The organism is Burkholderia sp. E168m23, assembly GCF_016586125.1.
GTDB classification, from domain to species: domain Bacteria; phylum Pseudomonadota; class Gammaproteobacteria; order Burkholderiales; family Burkholderiaceae; genus Burkholderia; species Burkholderia orbicola.
This window is the reverse complement of sequence record NZ_BCPP01001189.1, coordinates 1-1,800: the sequence shown is the minus strand read 5'-3', so window position 1 is coordinate 1,800 and position 1,800 is coordinate 1. Positions and strand designations below refer to the sequence as shown.

2 protein-coding genes are annotated in these 1,800 nt (G+C 70.5%); both read left to right on the top strand.

Features of this window, described 5'->3' with window-relative positions:
• Positions 1-706, top strand: a 706-nt coding sequence (locus JMF90_RS35530; protein WP_201326202.1) for an acyl carrier protein, incomplete at its 5' end; no start/stop codon positions are given.
• Positions 703-1,620: a UDP-3-O-acyl N-acetylglycosamine deacetylase gene (locus tag JMF90_RS35525; RefSeq protein ID WP_201316740.1), complete on the top strand. Its 918-nt coding sequence runs from the start codon at positions 703-705 to the stop codon at positions 1,618-1,620. The genes JMF90_RS35530 and JMF90_RS35525, both read left to right, overlap by 4 nt.
• The last annotated feature ends 180 nt before the right edge of the window (positions 1,621-1,800 follow it).

The following is a 1,800-nucleotide window of genomic DNA, read 5'->3' as shown; positions in this document are numbered from 1 at the left end:
GGGGCCGCTCGAGGATGTCGGCTTCCTCGCACGCAACGCCGATACGCGCGAAGCGTTGCAGTCGCGGATCGGCGGTGCGTCGATCACGTCCGACGAAGCGATGGCCGCGCTCGAGCGCGTGCTGGTCGCGGGTGCGGCCGGCGAAGCGGTGGTGCGGCTCGACTGGCATGCGGTGGCACGCGGGATGCCGGCTGCGAAGGCGCGCCGGTATGTGCTGCTGCAATCGCAGGCGAAGGGCGGCGATGCGCGCGACGGCGGCACGCAACTGCGTGAAGAAGTGCTGGCCCTGCCGCGCGACGAAGCCATCGCGCTGGTGGCGCGGACGCTGCAGGCGCAGATCGCGCGGATTCTGCACATGACGCCCGATCGCATCGCGCTCGACAAGTCGGTGCTCGACATGGGCATGGATTCGCTGATGGGGATGGAGCTCGGCCTTGCGGTCGAGGAAGCGTTCGAGGTCAAGCTGTCGGTGATGGCGATCGCCGAAGGGGCGTCGGTGACGACGCTGGCCGGCCGCATCGTCGATTCGATCGGCGCGTCGGCGGATGCCGGCTGCGATGCCGCGTCGGCGGCCGATGCCGCGCAGGAGGCCGTCGCGGCACTCGCCGCGAAGCATGCGATCGACGGCGAAGCGCGCGCGATGCTCGATGCGCAGCCGGCGCCGGTTGCCGAGCAGGTAACGCCGTCGCTGGAGGTGGCGCGGTGAGCGCGCCGACCGGCTGGGCGACGCAGCAGGGCACGCTGGCGCGCCCGCTGACGATCGACGGGCACGGTTTGCATACGGGGCGCCGGGTCGGCGTACGGATTCTGCCTGCGCGTCCGGAAGACGGCGTGACGGGCATCGTGTTCCGTCGGGTCGAGCACGGACGCACGCTCGCGACACTGCCCGTCGACCCAGCGCTGCGCCGCGCGCAGCCGCTCTGCACGATGCTGCGCAATGCCGACGGCATCGGCGTACGCACGATCGAGCACCTGCTCGCGTCGCTGCTCGCGTGCGAGATCGATCACGCGATCGTCGAGCTCGACGCGGAAGAGGTGCCGATCCTCGACGGCAGCGCCACGCCGTGGGTGGACGCGATCCGCGCATGCGGCCGCGTCGCGCTCGATGCGCCGAAACGCTTCATTCGCGTGCTGCGACCGATCGTCGTCACGGACGGCGACGGCGACCAGCGGCGCGAGATGCGGATCGAGCCGGCGCCGCGTTACGAACTGAGCGTGCGCAACGACCTGCGCGGCTTCGGCGACATGCACTGGGACGGCGCGCTGACGCCGGCCGCATTCGCGACCGACATCGCGCCGTCGCGCTCGTACGGGCGCGTGAAGTGGGCCGTGCCCGCGATCGTCGCCGGCTATCTTCGTGGTGTGCCGATCCTGCGCGGCGCGCGGCCATCGTGCACCGCGTCGATCGTCGGCAATCGCGTGCTGGGCGGAATGCGGCTGCCGGAGGAATTCGTCCGGCACCGCGTGCTCGACCTGGTCGGCGATCTCGCGCTGGCCGGCGCGCCGCTGCTCGCGCGCGTGAGCGCGCTGCGGCCGAGCCACGAGATGAATTTCCGGCTGGTCGATGCGTTGCTGGCCGCGCCCGATGCATGGCAGTGGGCCGAGTTTTCCGACGCGTGACACCACGCTTTTTAAAAATACGCGGCGTAACATAGCGGCTTTTCGAGATAAAGCGAAGGAAGCAATGGCACTGGGAGAGCATCTTCGCCAGCAACTGGCGGCAAAAGCGCTGAAACGGCAACTGGAGCGCGCGACCGACGCCGCGGCCGCGCCCGGCGTCGCCCGGTACGCCGGTTGCGC